Genomic DNA, 17,331 nt, shown 5'->3' on the forward strand with positions numbered 1-17,331 from the left:
GATTTGTCATGTCTGAAAATCCCACCAAGGGTCCGGAAATGAGCGGTTTTATTGCAACCTGGTATGCCAAAAATACCGAAAAGCAAATCGAAAAATACAGAAATGATGCCAAGAAGGTGTTTTCATCCGTATCAGAGGGGGATGCTGTTCTTGAACTTGCTCCCGGTCCGGGGTATTTATCCATTGAACTTGCCAAGATGGGCCGTTTTCATATTACCGGATTGGATATCAGCAAGAAGTTTGTGCAAATGGCACAAGCAAATGCAACAAGAGCAGGAGTGGATATCGACTTTCGTCACGGAGATGCAGCACAGATGCCCTTTGATGATCATGCATTCGATTTTATCATCTGTCGGGCGGCCTTCAAGAATTTTTCCAAACCGGTCGCGGCACTCGATGAGATGAATCGCGTATTGAAACCCGGGGGCAAGGCATTGATCATCGATTTTAAAAAGGATGTTTCCAAAGATAAACTGGATCAATTTGTTTCCGGTGATCTGGGTTTTACCGGCATTAATTCTCTTGTTACCAAATGGATGTTTCGATTCGTGGTGATCAAGCAAGCCTACACTAAAGATGAAGTCAAGGAAATGATAGCGAAGAGCAAATTTCAAACAGGCAGGATTCACGAGGGGTTGATCGGATTGGAAGTATGGCTGGAGAAGAAATAACAGATGGCTCGGACGATAGTTTGAATTTTTGTGATACAATGGACTGGTTATGGATTTTCGGAGAGGTAGGGGGCTCCATAACCCGATGGCAAAACATTTTCACGGAAAACAGTGATAAGGATCACACTGAGATGGAGAAAAATAATGTATAATAAAAATGTTACGCAAAAACGGACTCAGAAGACGATGTTTTGGGAGAGAACAGTCGCGTCCATCCCTTAATTTGAAGGATTGGGAAAAATCCCTGAAATCCGTTGACTTTTCATCTTCCTGGTATGAATACCCGCAAAGGAGTTTGCCGTGATGCTGTATAAAGGTGCGTTTTTATTTTGCATTCTGCTGTGCCTTTTTGCCTTCTTCATAACTTTTCGCCTGGGTTCAACTCAATCCCAAACTTCGAATGAACATTACGAAAAAAGTCGAAAGAAAACTGTTATCCTTCTTTCCCTGATTTATGTCCTTGTCACGGTCTGTGGTCTCTTGTTTGTCTGTTTGCTTTAGGAAAATCGGACAGGACAGGCGTCCGGGCTTTTGCCAATGGGAATCTTACTTCCAGCCTCTCAGTGCATCCTTGTCCAGGATGATGATCTGCGAGCGTTGTTTGTCAATGATTTGTTCCTTTTTTAATTGATTCAACAGGCGGCTGACGGTTTCTCTGGATGTACCGACCACATTGGCCAGTTCCTGATTGGTTATGGGCAAATCGATGTAAATCCGGGAGCCTTTTGTCTCCCCTTGCTTGTCTGCCAGGTCGAGCAAAAAGGAGAGAATGCGCCGGTTCACGTCGGTTCCGGTAAACTGCTGGAGTTTTTGCTGAAGATCCCGGATCTTGGAGCTGAGCACATCAATCACTTTGCAGGCAATCGTCGGCATGGCCAGGATCAGTTGCTCAAAGGCGCGAACGGGAATCGCCAACAGGTCGGTATCGACAAGCGTTTCCGTGGTGGCTGGATAAGGAGCATGTTTAAAAAAACCGGTATGCGGAAACATGTCACCGGTTTGCAGAAGCGAGACAATCTGTTCATGGCCTGTCTCGTCTGTCTTGTAGGCTTTGACAAGGCCGTTCTGTATAAAAAAGACCGCTTCTTTTTCACTTCCTTCCGTGAAGATGACCGTTTTTTTCGTGAATGTACGATGAATGACGATTTCTCCGATTCGTGCCAGTTCTTGTTCGTTGAGATCTTGGAATAACGGAACCTGTTGCAGTACACTCTGTTTTTCCATTGAAAAAAATTCCTTTCGTGTATTTATGTTTATTATATCAGATGGCGTGCAGACTTATTAGGCGGATCAAGCCGTTGTGATCGTTCACGGCTGTTTTTGTCATGAGAAGGCTTTTGCCCGTTTCAAATCGTTTGTACCTTTTATGGACACAGTGAAAATCGAAGAAGAGATCAATCTGTTTTGAGAAGGGGAAACGATGTTGCTGAAGATCATGTTATTTTTTCATGTTCTCGGGGCGATCGGCATGGGATTCTATCTGGTCTTGCCCTTTTTGCTGCAAAAAAGGTTTTTGCAATCGCGTTCCGTTCTCCAGGTATTGTATCGGCTGAACTTTCTCACGCAATGGATTCTCGTCGTTCAATTGTTGACCGGCGGTTACTTGTACAGTCAAGCGGTGTATAGCACCTTGTGGATTTCTTTGGTGGTGGCTGCTTATTTCGGTGTTGGCGCTTTTGGTGGATTGTTTGGTTATTACATCCGCCATTTTCTCAAGTCGCCCGATCGCTTTGAAGTGAAATCGTGGATGCAAACCGTCCGTTTTCATGCACTCTTTACGACGGCCTTCATATTTCTGGTCATCCTCTTGATGATGTTTCCCGCCGGAATTTGATGCTGTTCCTTGGAACTCTTGTCGACACCTGTGGAAAGTGTGAATAATTTGTGGAAAAATATCAGATTTGCAGAAAACAGGGATTGGAAAAACAAACGGTCATGGTTCGTTTCAGCCGGACGATGGCCGTTTTGACTGAAGAACATGATGTTTGCTGATTCAAACCTCTGAAACTGCCAGAAAGGGGATCCGAGGGTCATCACCTCAATGCGACCAATCGGAACCTGAATCTCCCCTGATTTTCCCACCTTTCAATTTCTCCTTCCCCGCATTTTATCGTTCCATCCTCACCAAAAAATGTCCTGAGAATAACATACAGTATAAGTGTGGAGAGTTGTCATGCCTTCTTTTCACCGGATACTTGACCGGCGACATCGGGGTCGTTGATGACATAGCAATTTTCGGACACTGTATTATGATCGCCGCTGATCATGCCGTGTCCTTCGTTGGATTTATCACGGGGTTTCCAATCTTTATGAACGTTATCACCTGAAAATACTAAGGAAGTTTTTGTCATCTGTCCAATCTTGAGGTTTTTTAAAAATGCGGATCATTTGGCATCGCTTCTTTTTTTGGCTTTACATTGCGAATCGCAATGAAGGGGGAATGGACCATGTCCGATTCACGGGATCAGTTTAAGCCGTTCGAGTTTAATTGGAATGATGTTGTAAACCGGGTTACCAAACATCAGGATTTTTCTTGGCTGGATAAATTTGTGGAAGGGACGATTTCGAAAGCTCTTCCCAATCACCAGTTTCCTTTCAACATGGCAAAAGGCGGGCTTAAGTCCCTGGATAAGTATATGGATCAAATTTTTTCACAAGCAATGCCGAATGCAAACGGGCAACCTCTTTTTAACTCAGGTCAGGACAGTGTAAAGTCGGAGGTTTTTGAAACACATCACTGGATGTTTGTGCGTATAAAAGTCCCGAACCGGGCCATCGCCAGCAAATTGCGCATCTCCCTCGGCGTCAATCAAGTCCGTGTCTCCGGTTTGACTAAAGAGATTGAAACGATTGGCTTGCCTGCAACCGCACGCTCGGAAGGGGCAAGAGCCATCTATAAAGACGGAATCCTGGAAATACGGATTCCCAAAGATTTAAATGAACAGTTTCATGAGGTCAACATTCAGTTTCTGTGATGATCGCATGGCAGGAGATGGGGGGCACGATCCGCACCAAGATATTTGGCCCGTGGGTTGATAACAAATGCAACGCCAAAAACCTTTCGCGGCGATACGGTTCTGCTAGGGAATTATAAAACTCCTCTTTTTGGGCACTTTACTGGATAGCAATTACCGAAGGAGTGAGTATGATGGCATTTTTGGAAATCAGTGTTGCCCCGGTCGGAACTAATACGCCCAGCTTCAGTTCTTATGTGAGCCAAGCGGTGGAAGTGGTACAACAAAGCGGGCTGCAGTATCAGGTCACGCCGACGGCAACCGTCATTGAAGGGGATCTGAATCAATTGATGGATGTGGCCAAGCAAATTCACCAAAAAGCCATGTCAGCCGGTGCGAATCGGGTGATCACCCATATCAGCATCGACGAACGCAATGACAAATCGACAAATATGCAACAGCAAGTGCAATCCGTTCAGCAGTGACCCGACCGAAACTTTTATCCGTCCGGACTGAACCCCATATGCGGAAAATCAAGGCTCCCGCCTGTGTTTGTCAAGCACGGTGCGGGAGCTTTTTTTCAAGTCTCGTCCAGTCTACGACCAAAGTCGTAACGAAAAATAAATCCGTGGTTCGTGTTGGAAAATTCCATACTCCTGTATGCTGGAATCAGCAAAGGAACGGAGGAGGGTGAGCATGAAACGATGGGGCAAAAAACTGGCCGGGTTCCTTTTGCTGCTGGTGGGCGTTGCCATGTTTCTGGGTAACCTCGGCAGCCTGATCGGCTTTCTCATCGCCGCCGTGCTTTTCTGGTATGGCGTGAAGAAGCTGAAAACGGCAGAAACGAAGGGCTCAAAAATATTTGCCTTCATGGTTCTCGGTCTTTCCCTGCTGGTGTTATTCGGCATGCTTCCGGGAGTGATCCCCCTGATTTTCGGTGGAATCTGCTTTTACTTCGGCTTTAAGTTGATGAAAACAGAAGTTGCCGGACTGGCATGGGAAACGGGAGTGGCGGTACGCGGGATTCCGAAGGGGAAACGGACCTCAATGGCCGACCATTCATTTGAAGCAGACTGGCAGGAGTTTGTAAAACGGCAAAAACGAACGGATTGGGATATAGAACAATTTTAGAGGAGGAATGGGAAAATGGCTTTTAAACGGTTACGCGATTTTCTCCTGGCGACCTACCATGAAGTGATGGATGATCTGGAAAAGCCGGAGGCGATGCTGAAGCAATATTTGCGCGACGTGGAGAAGGAGATCTCCAGGGCGAGGGATACCATCGTAAAGCAAGAGATTATGATCAAAAAATTCCAACTCCAGAAGGAAGAAGCGGAAAAATTGGCCGCCCGTCGCAAAAAGCAGGCGCAAATTGCTTTTGATGCGGGAGAAGAGGCGCTGTCGCGCAAAGCGTTGGCTGAGATGAAGCATTATGAAGCCAAAGCGGAAGAGTACCGGGAGTATGTGGCGCAAGCGAGCAAACAGGTGAAAGAGCTGAGAGAGCAAATGGGCAAACTGGTGAAAAAGTACCAGGATTTGCAAGACAAAAAGAACGAACTGATTGCCCGGGCAGCGGTTGCCAAAGCGAAGCAAAGCATCAATACCACGCTCAACTTTTTCGATTCCGAAAGCGCGTTAAAAGAGTTTAAGCGGATTGAGAACCGGATCGCCGAGATGGAAGTCAAGGCCAATTCTTATGCGAATGCTGACCGTGACGGAGATCTCAGCTTTGCCAGAGTGGAGTATGCTGAGGAAATTGAAAAAGAAATAGAAAGATTGCGCAGTGCCAAAATCGAAGAGGAAAGCGAAGCAAGCAGTTCCCGTCAATAACATGCTTGCTGAAGCGTGGCCCCCGTTTTCCGCGACTGACAGGAATCCGGGGGCACTTTGCTCGAACAGGTAAAGGAGGGAGAGTATGGTGATAAGCGGCAAAAAGGCCGCCGGCATTCTCTTGATTTTTCTCGGAATATGGCTCTTCTTCAGGGGAGGGGATCTGTGGGGGTTCATCACCTTTTTGGTTGCGACGGCATTGCTCGTCTACGGGCTGGTGAGTTTCGTCCGGGCCAAAACAGGCGGGCACAAGGCATGGGCTCTGTTTGTGCTCGTCATCGGCGGCTTGTTGATGCTGCGCTGGATTCCCTTTCTGGCAGGGGTGGCGCTGGGGCTTTTTTGTGTCTATTATGGTTTGAAATTGCTCACAAACAGCCATTAGTCAGATCAAAAAACTTCCCGGAAGCCGGAAGGAAAAAAGGAAATGCCGGAAGCGGAATCTCTTTTTGAAGCGGAATGGAGTGAATTTCTCAACAATCGGGAGCAGGATAAATGAAGGAAACGAGGGGGACCCGCCTGGGGGCCCTCTTTTTGAAAAGGTGGTTTATAATCAGACGGGGGGTGAAGTCGCATTTTCCCCAAACGTGGCTGAATTGGGGGCCCTGCGGCAATGTTTATGAAGAAGCTGATCGGAATTTTATTGATTCTCTGCGGGTTTGTCATTCTCATCGGATCAGTGGCAAGCAGCGGAATCGGCAGTGGATGGTATGCCGGCAAACATCCGGCCCGCGACGTTACGATCGAGAATGTTCGGCAAATCCGGATTGACGCCACGTCCTCCGTAACGGTGATTCCGGAAAAACGGCTTGACGTAAAAGCGGTTTTGCAGGGAAAAGGGATGAATGATGTCGATATGAGCATACAAAAGAAGGGCAATGAATTGACGATATTGGTAAAACCCAAGTGGTATTTATGGATGCGGCAGGATCAGATCGTCAGGTTGAATGTCTATGTTCCGAAAAGTTATGATCAAAACATGACCATTCACTCTCTCGGAGGCAATTTGGATTTTGCCGGCCAGGAGGGGAGCCAATTGATGAAACTGAATGAGCTGAAGGTAGATATGGTGGAGGGGAATATCAATTTAAAAAACTTGCGGGTGAACCGCCTTGATACCAACAGCATGTCCGGAAACACGAAACTGGACTTGGTAACAGCGGAGTCGGCCAACTTCCATTCCAGTTCAGGCAATGTGACGCTGAATCATTTTTCCGGTTCTTTCTGTGCCAATCTGTCTCTGGGTAACCTGAAGGCGCAGATTGATCAGGTATCCGGCCCGATCCAGGCTGATCAGGTATCGGGGGACATGGAGGTCAACTTGCCCCGGGATGCGGATTTCGCTTTGAGGGCACAAGTTGACAGCGGGAATGTGAAGTGCGATTTTATTCCATGCCAGAGGAGACGGAAAAACTGGGCGGTGACGGCGACAGCAATGGTCAAGAGCGGAAAAAACAAGATTCAGCTTCATAATATCAGCGGCAATGTCCATATCTACTGAATCGCTCTCTCCTTGTGATGAAGGGGGTCAACAAATGCGGCTATTTCAAAACCGACTGGTGGGAATCGTTGTTTTGGCGGTCGGGTTGCTCATTTTGTTAAGCCTGAGCGACACTTTTTTGCCCGGCTTTCTGATTCTCTTCATCATCGGTGTCTTGTTGCTCAAAAAGCATCATCGCAAGATGGGATATTTGTTCCTGGTTCTTGCGGCTCTTTTTTTGCTGGATCAATTTATCGATTTTAACCTGTTTTGGACTTTTCTTTCCGTGTTCTTGATTTACTGTGGCTACCGCATGTTTAAAGAGGAGGATAAAACGCTTGGGCAGCCGGGGAAGTGGAACCGCCCCTCTTCTGATTACGCGGGGCAGGAAAAGACAGAGCATGCCCGGTATCAAACCCCGTCTTTCCGCAGCGCTGTCATCGGCCATCTGTACCTGATCGACTGCCGTTACCAGTTTAACGACATCAACCTGTCCTACGGATTCTGTGATGTAAAAATCGATTTGTCCAAAGCGATCATCCCGGAAGGAGTCAACTCCATTGTGATCAGCGGCCTGGCCGGTAATGTGAATATCTATGTTCCCGATGATCTCGATGTTTCCATCGCGGCAACGGTCGGTGCGGGGTATTTGGATGTTCCGGGAGTGAAACAGGGCGGAGCTGCCCGGCAGGTGCAACTGACCACAAAAGGGTACGAGCAGTCGAGGCGGAAGATGAATATCTCAGTCTCGCTGCTGTTTGGCGATATTGGTGTGAGGGTTTTATGAGCAAGCGGAGAACGGCAAGCATCTATTGGCGGCTGACGAAGTTTACGGTTTGGATTTGTTCGGGTGTCTCCGCGGCCTTGCTGACCGTCATCCTGATCTCCTATCGCCTTGACTGGCAAACACTGGTGACAGCCCGGATTTACGGGATTCCTCTTCCGGTTCTCATTCCGGTTTTTGTGGTCAGCATCGGAACGGTCTTCGGTTTTGCTTTCGGCTATTCGATGAAGAGAAAAATCGAAGTGATTGTCGAATCAATCATGCGATATGAACGGGGCAATTTCGCCCATCGGGTGCCGGTGCTGGGTGAAGATGAATTCGACCTGATCGCCGGACATCTGAACCGAATGGCCGAGCGGGCGCAACAACAAGTAGCTTCTTTGCAAAAGCTGACGACGGAGAAAGCGAAGTGGGAAGAACGGATGAAAGAGGCCGTGATCTCCGAAGAGCGGCAACGCCTGGCCAGAGAGTTGCATGATGCAGTCAGCCAGCAGCTGTTTGCCATCTCGATGATGTCGTCCGCAGTAAAGGAAACCCTGACCGGGGATGACCGGCCGATTTACAGGCAAATCGCCATGATCGAAAAGATGGCGGGAATTGCGCAAAATGAGATGCGGGCGCTGCTTCTGCATTTGCGTCCCGTCACCTTGGAAGGCAAGAGATTGAAAGAGGGTCTGGAAGAGCTGTTGGAAGAATTTAAGGCCAAACAGTTGGCCGAGGTGCATTGGGAAGTGGAGGATTTGCCCGATCTGCCAAAGGGGATCGAGGATCATCTGTTTCGCATTGTCCAGGAAGGACTCTCCAATGTGTTCCGCCATTCGCAAGCCACTTCGGTCACGATTCGCCTTGCTGTCCGCAACCGGCAAATTTACTTGCGGATCATCGATAATGGTATCGGTTTTGACATGAATAAACCGAAGTCTTCTTCTTACGGTTTGCAGTTGATTCAGGAACGGGCCAGCGAAATCGGCGGAATTGCCGAAGTGATCTCTTTTCCCGGCAAAGGGACACAGATTGAGGTGAAAGTGCCGATTATCGAGGAAGAAAAGGGGAGAGATGCATGATTCGTGTGATGATCGTGGATGACCACGAAATGGTCAGGATGGGACTTGCCGCCTACCTCGAATCGCAGCCGGATATGGAGATTGTCGCCGAAGCGGCCAGTGGGCGGGAAGCAGTCAGATTGGCGCTGGAAACTAGGCCCGATGTGATCCTGATGGATCTGGTCATGGAACCGATGGACGGCATTGAAGCGACTAAAGAGATTGTCCGTGTGCTGGATGATCCCAAAATTATCGTCCTGACAAGCTTTATCGATGATGACAAGGTTTATCCGGTTATTGAGGCAGGGGCACTGAGTTATCTGCTGAAAACATCGAAGGCGAAGGATATCGCCGCGGCCATTCGCGCTGCGATGAAGGGAGAGCCCGTGCTGGAAGCGCAGGTTACGGGCAAAATGCTTTCCAGAATGCGGCGGACCCATCATCCCAAACCCCATGAAAAGCTGACTGCGCGCGAGATGGAGATTTTGCGTCTGATCGCCGAAGGGAAGAACAACCAGGAAATTGCTGAAGTGCTTTATATCACGGTAAAAACCGTGAAAACGCATATTACCAATATCCTTTCCAAACTGCAGGTGGACGACCGCACCCAGGCGGCGATTTACGCTCACCGGAACAAGCTGGTGGAGTAGCAAGGCCGGATCGCTCTTCCTGCTTCCGATCCCATGGACGGATGTCTATGGGATTTTATGCTGTTATGGTGTCTGTTTGTGAACTGATTAAATATTTGTAATAAGCTTATTTCAATAGAGTAAAGCATTACATGGATGCTGTTTACATCTTTTTAATCCTGGTGTTATACTTCCTTTGATCTATACATGATTGCCGCTGCAATTTTCGAAAAAGAGGTGAAAAAGATGGGAGCCGCTGTATATCGCCGCATCATGTCCTTGCCTCCAAGAATCATTCTTTTATTGGAATATATCGAAATTCTCGTCGGTACGGCGATTGTTGCGGTCGCCTTCAATCTGTTTCTGCTGCCCAACCAGATCGCTGCCGGCGGCGTCAGTGGACTCAGTACCATCCTGTATGGAGTATTTGGCTGGAAACCTTCTTACGTGCAATGGGCGGTTAACATTCCGCTGTTTTTTCTGGGCATGCTCTTGCTGGGGAAACAGTTCAGCCTGAAGACACTGGTGGGAACGTCGTTTTTGCCGCTGGTTGTTTACCTGACAGAGGGAATCAAGCCGGTCACCATGAATCCCCTGTTGGCCGCATTATTCGGCGGGATCATGGTCGGACTCGGTCTGGGGATCGTGTTTCGCGGGAAGGGTTCCACCGGCGGAACGGCCTTGATCGGGCAGATGCTTCATAAGTTTACCGGCATTTCCCTGGGAGTTTGCATGATGTTTATCGACGGGATGATCGTTTTGTCCTCTGCCCTTGTGTTCAGTCTGGAACGGGCATTATACGCGATCATCAGTATCTATCTCACCGGAAAAGTGATCGATGTCGTCCAGCTCGGCTTCAGCAATTATGCCAAGATGGCGTTTATTATTTCCGAGAAAGAAGAAGAGATCAAAAACGTGATCCTTCATAAAATCAATCGCGGGGTGACGCGGCTGTCCGGGACTGGCGGCTACACCAATGACAAGCGCCCGGTATTGATGTGTGTACTCGATCAGAGCGAACTGTCCCAATTGAAACAAATCGTTGAAGAAGTGGACCCTTCAGCTTTTGTCATTGTTTCCAATTCGATTGAAGTGCTGGGAGAAGGGCTCCATGCCTGAGACGATGCAACCGAACACCCATTTTGCGGGTGTTTTTTATTTTGATTTGTTAATGAACCCCAAACAGGGAAACATTAACATCAGGCAGGTCGTTTGCTGTGAACGGAAAGGCGGCCCGCCGGAAAAATTTGCAGGAATCGTGATGAGCCCGGGAGGAATCACCCTTGACTGGCTTTACTCATACATTCTTTTATCTACTGCTGGTGTTTGCTTTTGTCTTGATGAACGGATTTTTTGTCGCGGCGGAGTTTGCCATCGTCAAAGTGCGATCGACCCGGATTGCCCAAATCCATAGCCAGCGCGGAAAAATGGCGCAAAATGTGCTGGCTCATCTCGATGCCTATCTGTCGGCGACACAGCTGGGAATCACTTTGGCCTCTCTCGGATTGGGCTGGGTCGGGGAACCGGCAGTCGCCCGTTTGTTGGGAGTGGTTTTCCGCTTTTTTCATCTGCCCGAATGGCTGGTTCACCCTGTTTCTTTTGCCGTTGCTTTTACCATTATCACGTTTTTGCATATTGTGCTGGGGGAAATGGCCCCAAAATCGATTGCCATTCGCAAGGCGGAAGAGGTTACCCTGCGGACGGCCACCTCTCTTCACTGGTTTTACCGAATCTTTAAACCGTTTATCTACATTCTGAACCAGGCGGCCAATCTCGTTTTGCGCCTGATGGGCATCGAGATGACAGAACCGCAGCAAGCTCATACCGAAGAGGAGATCCGCATGCTGATCGCACAAAGCCATCAGAGTGGTGTCATCGACCAAACCGAACTCACCCTCTTTGACAATGTATTTGACTTTACCGACCGGGTGGTTCGCGAAGTGATGGTGCCGCGTGTCAAAATGGTTTGCTTGTACGTGTATGATTCGTTTGCCGAAAACATGGAAACGATCAAAAATGCCCATTTTACACGTTTTCCCCTCTGCGGCGAGGATAAGGATGACGTGCGCGGCATTGTTCATATCCGGGATGTGTACGAACATCTGCTGGCCGGGGAAACTCCCGATCTGGAAAAACTGGTTCGCCCGATGATTGTGGTGCCGGAAACGATGGAGTTGAAAGACCTGCTCAGGGAATTGCAGCGAAACAAGATCGGCATGGCCATTGTCGTCGATGAATACGGCGGAACCTCCGGGCTGGTAACAACAGAGGATATCATTGAAGAGATCTTTGGGGAGATCCAGGATGAATTTGACGATGAACGCCCTTTCTTTCAGAAGGGAAAAGAGGGGGTATCCATCGAGGCCGGTTTGTTAATTGACAATGTCAACGACTACTTTCAGATTCATATCGAGGATGAGGATAACGACACGATCGGCGGATGGCTTTTCTCGCAGTTGGATAAAGTGCCGAAGACGGGAGACGAGGTGAAGTTTGGGGATTTTGTCTTTAAGGTTGAGGAGATGGATCAATTGCGCATTTCCCGGATTTTGGTCAGCAAAAATCCCTCCCCTGTGCCGGTGGAAGAAGAACAGAGGCGATAGCCGCCCTCATGCGACGATCGCCTCCTTATGGTTAAAACGCTTTTCGGTTGAGGATTTCCTTGATCTTGTTCAAAGGATCGCTCATGGTTTGCTGATCATTGATATAAAGGACACTGTCCGGATTATTGTATTCCCACTTCAACGAGGTGAAGAAGGATTGCGAAGAGCGGATCATCTCCAGATCCATCTGGATATGCGTCTGGGTCATGTTAAAGGAAACATTGAGTTCATCGATATACCCGTGGTAACGTCCGGTCGGGCGGAAACAATAGACCTGGGCAAAGGAATGAGGTTTTTGTTCCTTGTCGTAAACATTATAGATTTGGTAGAGAATAAACTCCGCATCTTCAATCTGCTTCAACAGCTTTTGCACTAGCGGGTGCGGGAACACTTCGATTTTGTCTTCATCCGTCGGGTCGACCGCCATTTTGATTTCCACATCGGTTTTCAGATGGATCGGGTATCCGCCCGTGGACATGGGGGTATAGAGAGGTAATTGGATTTGAAACGGGATTTCCTTCACTTCCCCCGGCTGAATGAGGAAAGCGTGAGAAAGCTTAAACTTGCTTAACACATGTTTGTTTTTTTTATTCTGTTTAAGCAAAGTGATGACAAGATAAAGATAAATATCTTCAATTTGCTGTGTAGTCTGACCACCGCGAATCCAGACAGTTCCCCTCACGGTGTCTCCGGCTTGAAACTGATTTTCGGCCAGATTTGTATCGACCCGGGCTGACCCAATTCCCAAGCTTGCCAATGGTTTGAATAAATTCAATGTCTGTAACACTCCTTCGAGTTCACCCTGTTCAAAAAAAGACAAATCCTTTTTAGGTAATGAAATATTTGCCAAATTTAATCATATTATAACCTAAAATCATAGAATGCCAAAACTACTAAATAGACTCAGTTTCTGATGATCATAAAAAAAGTGATCCGAATCAAAAATGACAAGACACCTTTTTCCGACGGTCACATAGGATGAAGAGTAGACATTTGCCTGGATCTTTTGGCAGAAAGGGTGGATGATCCGTGTGCGGAATTACCGGTTGGATCGATTTTGAACGGGATTTAAGCGGGCAATCGGCAATTTTAAACAAGATGAACCAAACCCATGAGAAACGGGGCCCTGACGCCGAAGGGACCTGGATTTCCAAGCATGTTGCCTTGGGGCACCGCCGCTTGATCGTGATTGATCCGGAGGGGGGCACCCAGCCGATGATCAAAAGATTCGGCGATAATCAACTGGTGATCGTTTACAATGGTGAATTGTACAATATGCAGGAACTGAGACTCAAGTTGCTCTCGCTGGGTCATCATTTGCGAACCCGCTCCGACACCGAGTTGGTTTTGACGGCCTATGCCGAATGGGGGATGGATTGTCCGAAGTACTTAAACGGCATTTTTGCTTTTGCCGTTTGGGATGAACGGGAACAGCAACTGTTTATGGCGCGGGACCGCATCGGAGTAAAGCCGCTTTTTTATGCGCGTGTCGGCAGTTCTTTCCTGTTCGGTTCCGAGGTGAAGTCTTTACTTGCCCATCCGCTGGTGCGTCCGGTGATCGGTGATGAGGGGATCGCCGAGGTACTGGCAATCGGCCCGGCCCGCACTCCGGGGTCAGGCATTTTTAAGGATGTAGAGGAACTTCGCCCCGGTTTCGCGATGAAGGTGGGACGCGACGGGGTTTTTGCCCGGCCCTATTGGGAACTGGTCAGCAAGCATCATGAAGATGACTTTGATACCACCGTTGACCGGGTGCGCGAGCTTTTTGCCGATGCGGTCAAACGGCAATTGGTATCGGATGTGCCGATTGGGACCATGTTGTCCGGGGGATTGGATTCCAGCGCGATTTCCGCCTGTGCCGCGCGTGTATTTGCAGAGGAAAACCGTGGTGTTCTCTCCACCTTTTCTGTCGACTATATCGATAATGACAAACATTTCAGCGTCAATGAATTTCAGCCGAATGCGGATGGCCCGTGGGCGCGACTGATGGCAGAACATATCGGTTCCGATCACCATATTGTGATGATTGACAATCATGAACTGTTCAGCCATATGAAAGAGGCCATGATCGCGCGGGATTTTCCGGGAATGGCTGATGTGGATGCTTCTCTTTTGCTCTTTTCCCGGGAAATAAAGAAGAAAATGACGGTGGTTTTGTCTGGAGAGTGCGCAGATGAGGTATTTGGCGGTTATCCCTGGTTCCATCGCGAGGAAATGGTGAATGCGGATACCTTCCCGTGGGCGCGGCTGGTGGAAAAGCGAATTCCCTTTATTTCCCCCGACATCGTCAGGCGAATCCGTCCGCTCGAATATGTGCAAACTCGCTATGAAGAAGCATTGGCGGAAGTTCCGCGCCTGTCGGAAGATAACGCCACGGAGGCACGGATGCGCGAACTGTTTTATTTAAATCTCACGCGCTGGATGCCGACCCTCCTTGATCGAAAAGACCGCATGAGCATGGCCTTTGGTCTGGAAGTGCGTGTGCCGTTTTGCGATCATCATTTGGTGGAATACGTCTGGAATGTACCTTGGGCGATGAAAGCGCACAATGGCAGGGAGAAAGGACTCCTCCGCCATGCGATGAAAGGCATCCTGCCGGATGAAGTGATCGAGCGCAAGAAGAGTCCCTACCCCAAAACGCATCATCCGGACTATTTGCGCATAATGCGGGAAAAGGTAAAACGTCTGGCTGAAGATCCGGCTTCCCCGCTCTTCCACCTGCTCGATCGGAAAGCAGTCCAAGAGTTTATCGAGCAAGATCTGACCAAGATTCACCTGCCGTGGTTCGGTCAACTGATGAACGTCCCTGCCTTGCTGGCTTATTGGTTACAGCTAAACGACTGGTTGACCGATTACCAGGTGGAAGTGCAGTAAAACCATCAAAACAAAAGAAGCGGGTCCTTCCGGCAGGAATCCTGCTTCTTTTGTCATCATCGCAGGGGAAGAGGTTGCGGACGGAACGCTCTTCATGTATAATTTTATAAAGAAATTTTATGCGCCCGTAGCTCAGCAGGATAGAGCAGCGGTTTCCTAAACCGCGTGTCGGAGGTTCGAGTCCTCTCGGGTGCGCCAACCTGGTAATGACGCGGATTTAACCGCTGATTTAAACCGCGTGGTTCCCTGCCGCCTAAACCGTGTGACACACGGGAAGAAAGGCGGTTATTTTTATGGGTGAAAACGGAAGCAAAAATGCGGATTGAAATTCGTTTATGCAAGCGTCCTGCCGGATTGGCTTTGTGTAAGTATATAGCAGATCAGGCGACCTTGCCAGATGACCGAGAATAGAAATGAAGTTAATTATAAAAAAATTCTGTATAAATCCGTTGACTTCCGTTGTCTAATTCATAAAAATAAGAATATACGGAAAATATAACCTCGACCACGTCACCGAATACAGCAGATCAAATCTTCAGGAGGCATCCGGTATGCTTAACATATTTGAGTGGTTGGCGATCTCTTATGAAAGGTGCCCGCGTTGCGGTGAAGGGGAGTTGCAGAAAACGAAGGACGGCTACGTAGTTTGTAGCGAATGTGGTTACGAAGAGTATGACGGCTAAGCTCAGGCGCCCGCGCTTTTTGCGGGTGTTTTCTTTTTTGACACAAGGAATAGTCGTTATGATATGGAATAGGTATTGGCATCCATGCACAAGGAGTCGAGCCAATGAAAACGGTAGACGCTTTTTTGAAAGGGTACAAACCCGCATTTTTGGAGGTTCCGAACCACAAGTACACCACGGAAAAATTGGATACGTTGTTGGCAAAATATCCGTATGTTGACGACAAGGCGTATGATTTGCTTGACGGAAAGGCATTTTATTTATTCTTTCAGGATGAAGCGTTGCGTACCCGTTTCCGAGCGGACATGGAGCGGACCGGGTTTACAAAAGGCGAGATTGACCGCGTCCTTGGGATTACACTGGGATTTCCGCCGAAATCAGTTGACTTCTACGTACGGATGATGACGGAAAAACGCAACGGGAACATTGAAGCGTATCAGCGGATGAAAAAACAAAAAGTCGGTATGGGTTATTGCGGCTGTTATTTTGGTTCGGGCGTGGCCGATTTTTTGGAAAATGCGCTTTGGTTGCTTGAACAATACCCCTTCCAGGAAGCGAAAGACGAGGGGATGTTTGTGCGCATAGGCTTGGAAGACCGGCTGCGGGTTCCCGTGAACAGTTACCGTCAACTGACGGAGTTTCACCAATACATATTGCAAAAAAGCAGTGCTATGCCTGTATAAGTTTCAATACAAAACGTACGGTGAACTGTCTGTATGGCAGTTATTTTTTTTTGCCTTGCAGACATTGGCAAGTTCCCCAAATTCATGCTTAATATACGAATATAAGATTAGATACTTCATATGAGGAATAAGTTACAACTGCGTTATTACGATTAGCGGGGGCAGGGGGCGGGACAGAGAAAAAAAGCAATTGGTAGGCATCCCATCGGAAGGGTTATGAGAATGACCACAATATATTGTGGATACTGTGGATAAAGTTGTGGATATGTGGATATGTCTGTGGAAAAGTCCTGATACCATTGATAAAATAAGAACTTTTCTGTTGCATTGCATTTGAAAACTGGAAAATGTCTTTTGAAAGCTTCATAAAAACCCTTACATCCTTTATACTGAATGTAGTCTCTCTGTAAAGACAGGATATTTTTGGAGGATCGGAATGCGTCACGAAAAAGTGGATATGATTTTTCAAGCAGCTGTTGAGGTTTTTGCCGAAAGTGGATTTGACCAGGCCAAGATGGATGATATCGCGCAGGTGGCGGGGGTTGCGAAAGGTACGATCTATTACCATTTTAAGAGCAAGGAAGAAATGTTTATCGGGCTGATGAATGAGGGAATGCAGAAGCTGATCGACTGTGCGCGGAGAAATGTGGATTTGCACGAGTCACCGACGGAACAGCTAAAAGCATTGATCGCCAGCCATGTTCAGTTTTTCGTGCAAAACAGCAAGCTGGCCAAACTCTTGATCAATGAAGCATTTGGAACGAAGGAACGGCAGCGGCAGTTTCGTTTGAAAGTCCGCGACTATCTCGGGTTAATCGAAGCGGTGTTGATCAGAGGAATGGAGTGCGGGGAGTTTTTCATCAGTCAGCCGCAGGAAGTGGCGAACAGCATTTTTGGGTCGGCCAGTTTTGTCGTATTGCAAAAGATCTACAGTTTGGATGAGTTGACAGAGCAGGAGATTGAGGAAGCATCACCCGTCATGATTTCCACCCTGCATCAGATTCTGCTCGGAAGTATAACAAAATCGTCGCAATATTAGGCTGCTCTTCTCTTGCAATTTTGCAGGGGGAGAGTTATTATTTTTGTACTGACCAGTCAGT

19 protein-coding genes and 1 tRNA gene are annotated in these 17,331 nt (G+C 48.0%); 18 read left to right on the forward strand and 2 right to left on the reverse strand.

The annotated features are described in order from the left end of the window. Positions 1–8: 8 nt before the first annotated feature. Positions 9–671, forward strand: coding sequence for a class I SAM-dependent methyltransferase (locus I8U18_RS08720; protein ID WP_033101615.1), 663 nt, complete (start codon positions 9–11; stop codon positions 669–671). 546 nt (positions 672–1,217) lie between these two features. Here the strand turns inward: I8U18_RS08720 and I8U18_RS08725 are convergent. Then, positions 1,218–1,895, reverse strand: a complete 678-nt coding sequence (locus I8U18_RS08725) for a Crp/Fnr family transcriptional regulator (protein WP_033101613.1) — start codon at positions 1,893–1,895, stop codon at positions 1,218–1,220. Between the two features lie 196 nt (positions 1,896–2,091). Between I8U18_RS08725 and I8U18_RS08730 the strand changes: the two genes are divergently transcribed. From I8U18_RS08730 to I8U18_RS08785, 12 genes are all read left to right on the forward strand, one after another. Further along, entirely contained in the window at positions 2,092–2,505 is a 414-nt protein-coding gene (locus tag I8U18_RS08730; protein WP_052154318.1) for a hypothetical protein, read from the forward strand. A gap of 613 nt (positions 2,506–3,118) precedes the next feature. Then, complete coding sequence (locus I8U18_RS08735; RefSeq protein WP_198055592.1) at positions 3,119–3,646, forward strand: Hsp20/alpha crystallin family protein; 528 nt, start codon at positions 3,119–3,121, stop codon at positions 3,644–3,646. A 173-nt stretch (positions 3,647–3,819) separates the two neighbouring features. Continuing rightward, the gene (locus I8U18_RS08740; protein ID WP_033101610.1) at positions 3,820–4,110 is read left to right on the forward strand and encodes an MTH1187 family thiamine-binding protein; all 291 of its coding nucleotides are present in this window, start codon (positions 3,820–3,822) and stop codon (positions 4,108–4,110) included. 211 nt (positions 4,111–4,321) lie between these two features. After that, positions 4,322–4,756, forward strand: coding sequence for a hypothetical protein (locus I8U18_RS08745; protein ID WP_198055593.1), 435 nt, complete (start codon positions 4,322–4,324; stop codon positions 4,754–4,756). 15 nt (positions 4,757–4,771) lie between these two features. After that, positions 4,772–5,455 (forward strand): PspA/IM30 family protein, encoded by a 684-nt coding sequence (locus I8U18_RS08750; RefSeq protein ID WP_198055594.1) that lies wholly within the window; start codon positions 4,772–4,774, stop codon positions 5,453–5,455. A gap of 88 nt (positions 5,456–5,543) precedes the next feature. Then, complete coding sequence (locus I8U18_RS08755; protein WP_198064693.1) at positions 5,544–5,837, forward strand: protein liaI; 294 nt, start codon at positions 5,544–5,546, stop codon at positions 5,835–5,837. Positions 5,838–6,065: 228 nt separating this feature from the next. Next, complete coding sequence (locus I8U18_RS08760; protein ID WP_198055596.1) at positions 6,066–6,953, forward strand: DUF4097 family beta strand repeat-containing protein; 888 nt, start codon at positions 6,066–6,068, stop codon at positions 6,951–6,953. A gap of 34 nt (positions 6,954–6,987) precedes the next feature. Beyond that, positions 6,988–7,719: a cell wall-active antibiotics response protein LiaF gene (gene liaF / locus I8U18_RS08765; protein WP_198055597.1), complete on the forward strand. Its 732-nt coding sequence runs from the start codon at positions 6,988–6,990 to the stop codon at positions 7,717–7,719. Continuing rightward, entirely contained in the window at positions 7,716–8,780 is a 1,065-nt protein-coding gene (locus I8U18_RS08770; protein WP_198055598.1) for a sensor histidine kinase, read from the forward strand. The genes liaF and I8U18_RS08770 overlap by 4 nt, the downstream gene beginning before the upstream one ends. Continuing rightward, complete coding sequence (locus I8U18_RS08775) at positions 8,777–9,409, forward strand: response regulator transcription factor (protein ID WP_198055599.1); 633 nt, start codon at positions 8,777–8,779, stop codon at positions 9,407–9,409. The genes I8U18_RS08770 and I8U18_RS08775 overlap by 4 nt, the downstream gene beginning before the upstream one ends. Before the next feature lie 225 nt (positions 9,410–9,634). Further along, positions 9,635–10,507, forward strand: a complete 873-nt coding sequence (locus tag I8U18_RS08780) for a YitT family protein (protein ID WP_198055600.1) — start codon at positions 9,635–9,637, stop codon at positions 10,505–10,507. 164 nt (positions 10,508–10,671) lie between these two features. Then, on the forward strand, positions 10,672–11,991 hold the full coding sequence (locus tag I8U18_RS08785) for a hemolysin family protein (RefSeq protein ID WP_033101608.1): 1,320 nt from the start codon (positions 10,672–10,674) through the stop codon (positions 11,989–11,991). A gap of 31 nt (positions 11,992–12,022) precedes the next feature. Here I8U18_RS08785 and I8U18_RS08790 read toward each other — a convergent pair whose 3' ends face one another. Further along, on the reverse strand, positions 12,023–12,766 hold the full coding sequence (locus I8U18_RS08790) for a sporulation protein (RefSeq protein ID WP_198055601.1): 744 nt from the start codon (positions 12,764–12,766) through the stop codon (positions 12,023–12,025). 254 nt (positions 12,767–13,020) lie between these two features. Between I8U18_RS08790 and asnB the strand changes: the two genes are divergently transcribed. The 5 genes from asnB (at position 13,021) to I8U18_RS08810 (ending at position 17,270) form a co-directional block, all read left to right on the forward strand. After that, complete coding sequence (asnB, locus tag I8U18_RS08795; protein WP_198055602.1) at positions 13,021–14,865, forward strand: asparagine synthase (glutamine-hydrolyzing); 1,845 nt, start codon at positions 13,021–13,023, stop codon at positions 14,863–14,865. 121 nt (positions 14,866–14,986) lie between these two features. Further along, positions 14,987–15,063: transfer RNA gene (locus I8U18_RS08800), tRNA-Arg, on the forward strand. 353 nt (positions 15,064–15,416) lie between these two features. Then, a complete protein-coding gene (locus I8U18_RS17990; RefSeq protein WP_255517819.1) occupies positions 15,417–15,548 on the forward strand; it encodes a hypothetical protein in 132 nt (43 codons plus the stop codon). A gap of 104 nt (positions 15,549–15,652) precedes the next feature. Then, a complete protein-coding gene (locus I8U18_RS08805) occupies positions 15,653–16,231 on the forward strand; it encodes a hypothetical protein (protein ID WP_033101606.1) in 579 nt (192 codons plus the stop codon). A gap of 436 nt (positions 16,232–16,667) precedes the next feature. Continuing rightward, entirely contained in the window at positions 16,668–17,270 is a 603-nt protein-coding gene (locus tag I8U18_RS08810) for a TetR/AcrR family transcriptional regulator (protein ID WP_033101605.1), read from the forward strand. Positions 17,271–17,331 lie beyond the last annotated feature (61 nt).

It is taken from the genome of Thermoactinomyces sp. CICC 10522 (genome assembly GCF_016055075.1).
GTDB classification, from domain to species: domain Bacteria; phylum Bacillota; class Bacilli; order Thermoactinomycetales; family Thermoactinomycetaceae; genus Thermoactinomyces_A; species Thermoactinomyces_A daqus.

What these genes read in the sequence shown, in the direction of transcription:
- I8U18_RS08720 (WP_033101615.1), top strand. Translation starts at nt 9, where the DNA reads ATGTCTGAAAATCCCACCAAGGGTCCGGAAATGAGCGGTTTTATTGCA.
- I8U18_RS08725 (WP_033101613.1), bottom strand. Translation starts at nt 1,895, where the DNA reads ATGGAAAAACAGAGTGTACTGCAACAGGTTCCGTTATTCCAAGATCTC.
- I8U18_RS08730 (WP_052154318.1), top strand. Translation starts at nt 2,092, where the DNA reads ATGTTGCTGAAGATCATGTTATTTTTTCATGTTCTCGGGGCGATCGGC.
- I8U18_RS08735 (WP_198055592.1), top strand. Translation starts at nt 3,119, where the DNA reads ATGTCCGATTCACGGGATCAGTTTAAGCCGTTCGAGTTTAATTGGAAT.
- I8U18_RS08740 (WP_033101610.1), top strand. Translation starts at nt 3,820, where the DNA reads ATGGCATTTTTGGAAATCAGTGTTGCCCCGGTCGGAACTAATACGCCC.
- I8U18_RS08745 (WP_198055593.1), top strand. Translation starts at nt 4,322, where the DNA reads ATGAAACGATGGGGCAAAAAACTGGCCGGGTTCCTTTTGCTGCTGGTG.
- I8U18_RS08750 (WP_198055594.1), top strand. Translation starts at nt 4,772, where the DNA reads ATGGCTTTTAAACGGTTACGCGATTTTCTCCTGGCGACCTACCATGAA.
- I8U18_RS08760 (WP_198055596.1), top strand. Translation starts at nt 6,066, where the DNA reads ATGTTTATGAAGAAGCTGATCGGAATTTTATTGATTCTCTGCGGGTTT.
- liaF (WP_198055597.1), top strand. Translation starts at nt 6,988, where the DNA reads ATGCGGCTATTTCAAAACCGACTGGTGGGAATCGTTGTTTTGGCGGTC.
- I8U18_RS08770 (WP_198055598.1), top strand. Translation starts at nt 7,716, where the DNA reads ATGAGCAAGCGGAGAACGGCAAGCATCTATTGGCGGCTGACGAAGTTT.
- I8U18_RS08775 (WP_198055599.1), top strand. Translation starts at nt 8,777, where the DNA reads ATGATTCGTGTGATGATCGTGGATGACCACGAAATGGTCAGGATGGGA.
- I8U18_RS08780 (WP_198055600.1), top strand. Translation starts at nt 9,635, where the DNA reads ATGGGAGCCGCTGTATATCGCCGCATCATGTCCTTGCCTCCAAGAATC.
- I8U18_RS17990 (WP_255517819.1), top strand. Translation starts at nt 15,417, where the DNA reads ATGCTTAACATATTTGAGTGGTTGGCGATCTCTTATGAAAGGTGCCCG.
- I8U18_RS08805 (WP_033101606.1), top strand. Translation starts at nt 15,653, where the DNA reads ATGAAAACGGTAGACGCTTTTTTGAAAGGGTACAAACCCGCATTTTTG.
- I8U18_RS08810 (WP_033101605.1), top strand. Translation starts at nt 16,668, where the DNA reads ATGCGTCACGAAAAAGTGGATATGATTTTTCAAGCAGCTGTTGAGGTT.